This is a genomic window from Ameyamaea chiangmaiensis (assembly GCF_013376175.1).
In the GTDB taxonomy this organism is placed as follows: domain Bacteria; phylum Pseudomonadota; class Alphaproteobacteria; order Acetobacterales; family Acetobacteraceae; genus Ameyamaea; species Ameyamaea chiangmaiensis.
Map to the genome: position 1 here is coordinate 1 of NZ_JABXXR010000220.1, position 3358 is coordinate 3358.

Sequence of the window (3358 nt, forward strand, 5' to 3'; positions counted from 1 at the left end):
ATGGGACGCGCGTCGGGGGAGCGCCGCGCGTCCGGCGGGTTCAGGCGTGGCCGGCGGGCTGCGGGAAGTTGTCGGCGCGGCGGGCCTGCCACAGAGCTACGAAATCGATGGGCTGCAGGACGATGGGCGGGAAGCCACCGTCGCGGGTCACGTCACCGATGATGTTGCGCGCGTAGGGGAAGATCAGGCGCGGCACTTCGACCAGCAGCAGCGGCTCGACGATTTCGTCGGGCGCGTTGTTCAGCGTGACGATCGCGGCATAGGCCAGCTCGGCGATGAACACCACGCGGCCCGTCTTGCCGCCTTCGTTTTCCGCCGGCTCCGTGGCCTCGCACTTGATGGCGAGGACGACTTCATAGACCGGCTGCGCGTCCTGAAGACGGTTGACCTGCACGTCGATGTTGACCGCGATGTTCGGCGCGCCGCGCAGGGTCGCGAAAATGTCGGCGCCCGCCGGAACCTCGAACGACAGGTCCTTGGTGTATTGCAGATTGACCGCCAGCGGCAGTGTCTGCGGCGCGTTGCGGCCGTCGTTGGCGGGGATCTGGGCGGTGTCGGACATGAACTCTGGTCTTCCCTTGGCGATCCGGACCCTGCCGTCCGGAGCTGAATGGTGCATACCGCCGGTAGCATGGGCACGCGCGTACGCCAACCGCCCGTGCGGCCTTTGGCCCGTCGTCGCCCGCCTTGCGATCAGGGGCGCCCGATGCGCGGACGGGGGCGACGATGGAGCGGTGGCGGGGGGGCGACGTCGTCGGCGGGATCGAGCGTGATCCAGCTGCCATTGGGCATGGCGCGCCCGGCGAAGGCGCGCAGAAACGCCCAGTGCGAGATCAGAAGCGTAGTCTCGTGCGGCCCCGACGCGCGCAGCTCGGCCCGCAGCCGGTCGGCGCGGGCGACGGCCGCCGCGTCGCTTTCCGGATCGCTGGTCCACCACACCTCGTCCAGTGTGGAAAAATCGATCGTCGGCCATTCACGGGCCAGACGAGAGGCCGGGCTGCCGATGTCGCAGGCGAAAAAGGACTGTTCGCGCGCGAGGGGGGCCAGTTCGGGTGTCAGCCCGAGACGTGCGGCGATGGGGGCGGCTGTCTGCAGGGCGCGGGTGTAGGGCGAGACCAGGATCCGCTCGATGCGCTCGCCCGACAGGGCGGCCGAGAGGGCGCCTGCCTGCCGGCGTCCCTCGACCGACAACGGGGCGTCGGGGATGCCCGGATCGATGCGCGAGACGGTGAAGAACCGGTTGAACTCGCTCTGGCAGTGCCGCAGAATGATCATGATGCACGGCTTAGAGGGTTGTGGGCCGGGTCTCAAATGAAACCTGCCCCCCGTCCCGCCGACACACCCGTCTGCCGGAGCCCGCGTCGCGGATTCCGTGCCGAGGCGATTGTCGGGGCGGGCCAGCATGCTTATGTGTAGGGCCGCGTCGCATGCTGGTTTTGCGCTTTCGGAGGTTCCGGAGGCTGCGCGTGTGCCGGTCGATGGTATGGATAACCCGATGGATTTCTCGCTGGACCGCCTGCCGGTCGATATCGTCCTGTTTGCTCTCGTGGCCGGCTTTCTGGTGCTGCGCCTGCGCAGTGTGCTGGGCCGCCGCGTGGGCCTGCAGGCCGCGCCGCAGCCACAGCCCCGGCCTGTCGAACGCCCCGGCCCCGTCATCGAGGGCCGTCCGGTGCCCCCCACCGCCGGCGCGAAGATCGACATTCCGACACCCGAGACGCGCGTCGGACAGATCCTCACCCAGATTCGGCAGCGGGAGACGACGTTCGATGCCGCCGATTTCCTGCGGGGTGTCGAAACGGCGTTTCGTCAGATCATTCTGGCCTATGCCGCCGGCGATCGCGCGACCCTGAAGGACTGCCTGACCGCCGACGCGTATGCCGCCTTTGACGGGGCGATCACGACCCGCGAGGGCACGGGTGAGAAGCAGCACACCGAATTGCGCGCGATCGACAGCCTGGCCATCCTTGACGCGCAGCTCCAGCCCGACGGACGCGCCGCCGTCGAGGTGAAGGTCGTGTCGGATCAGGTCAACTACGTCACCGATAAGGACGGCGCCGTCCTGTCCGGCGCGGACGCGGTCACCGAATTTTCCGACCTGTGGGTGTTCGAACGCCTTCTGGGCGCGAACATGAGCGGGGCCGCCTGGCGGCTGTCGTCGGCGCGCAGCGCCTGAGCACAGAGGTTTCCAGACGCGGTAGCTGTCCATGACTCGACTGATTTCTTCCCGTCGCCTGTCGGCTATGGCGGGTGTGTGCGCTCTGGGCGCGTGTTCCGTGGTACCCCCCGGCGGTGTGGCCTTTCGCCCCACGACATACGACTCGCTCCCGGGGTGGAGTGGTGAACCCCATGCAAGCCTGCTGCCGATGTTCCTCGATGAATGTCGTACGCTGGGCGCGCGCCCCCCGGAGAGCGCGTTGGGGGGAGCTTCGGACACGCTGCCGGCCGGCGCGCATGTGGCCGACTGGCTGCCGGCCTGCGCGCAGGCTCGTTCGGTCCCGACGGGTGACGAGGCGGCGGCACGTGCGTTCTTCGAACAGGCCTTCACGCCCTATGTCGTGGCGGGCGACTCCGGCGAGACCGCGACCTATACCGGATATTTCGAACCCGAGATCAGGGGCGCCACGACGCAGGGTGGCCTGTTCCAGACGCCGCTGTATGGACCACCGAGGGATCTGGTGAGGGCAAAGGCGACGAACGGCCAGACGCTCAGCGGGCATTGGGTGAACGGCGCGTTCCAGCCCTATGACACGCGCGCGCAGATCGACGCGGGCTCTCTGGCCGGACGGGCGCCGGTCCTGCTCTGGCTGGCTGATCCGGTCGACCTGTTTTTCCTGCAGATACAGGGGGCGGGGCGGGTGCGTCTGCCCGACGGCACCGTCCGCCGCGTCGGCTACGCCGCACGCAACGGGCAGGCATATGTGCCCATCGGGCGTCTTCTGGTCGAGCAGGGTGCGCTGAGCGCCGACCAGGTCTCGATGTCGTCCATCCGCGCTTGGCTGGCCGCCCACCCGGATCAGGCGCAGGCTCTGATGGAGCGCAACCCGAACTATGTTTTCTTCCGCATTCTGGACGAGACGTCCGATGCGCGTGGCGCACCGGGTGCGCTGGGCATCGCCCTGACGCCGGGGCGTTCGGTGGCTGTGGACAAGACCTATCTGCCCCTCGCCGCGCCCGTCTGGGTGGAAACGCAGATCACGCTGCCGAGTGGTCAGGCGGGTCAGTGGTCGCATCTGGCGTTCGCCCAAGACCTCGGCTCGGGGATCAACGGGCCGACGCGTGCCGATCTGTATCTCGGCTGGGGCGAGACCGCGGAGCACGAGGCCGGCGGCCTGCACGCCGGCGGGCGGCTGGTCGTGCT

4 protein-coding genes are annotated in these 3358 nt (G+C 68.7%); 2 read left to right on the plus strand and 2 right to left on the minus strand.

The features are described from left to right. Positions 1-40 precede the first annotated feature (40 nt). A complete protein-coding gene (gene secB / locus HUK82_RS15425) occupies positions 41-562 on the minus strand; it encodes a protein-export chaperone SecB (RefSeq protein WP_176614788.1) in 522 nt (173 codons plus the stop codon). 131 nt (positions 563-693) lie between these two features. Next, positions 694-1275 carry a histidine phosphatase family protein gene (locus tag HUK82_RS15430; RefSeq protein WP_176614789.1) on the minus strand — a complete coding sequence of 194 codons (582 nt, stop codon included), beginning with the start codon at positions 1273-1275 and terminating at the stop codon, positions 694-696. A 193-nt stretch (positions 1276-1468) separates the two neighbouring features. Here HUK82_RS15430 and HUK82_RS15435 point away from each other — a divergent pair, with 193 nt between their 5' ends. After that, positions 1469-2173 carry a Tim44/TimA family putative adaptor protein gene (locus tag HUK82_RS15435; RefSeq protein ID WP_306308924.1) on the plus strand — a complete coding sequence of 235 codons (705 nt, stop codon included), beginning with the start codon at positions 1469-1471 and terminating at the stop codon, positions 2171-2173. Between the two features lie 31 nt (positions 2174-2204). After that, on the plus strand, positions 2205-3358 hold a 1154-nt coding region (gene mltA, locus HUK82_RS15440), incomplete at its 3' end, for a murein transglycosylase A (RefSeq protein ID WP_176614790.1).

Bases quoted from the DNA above. Each gene is read 5' to 3' on its own strand.
- secB (WP_176614788.1), bottom strand. From the start codon at position 562: ATGTCCGACACCGCCCAGATCCCCGCCAACGACGGCCGCAACGCGCCG.
- HUK82_RS15430 (WP_176614789.1), bottom strand. From the start codon at position 1,275: ATGATCATTCTGCGGCACTGCCAGAGCGAGTTCAACCGGTTCTTCACC.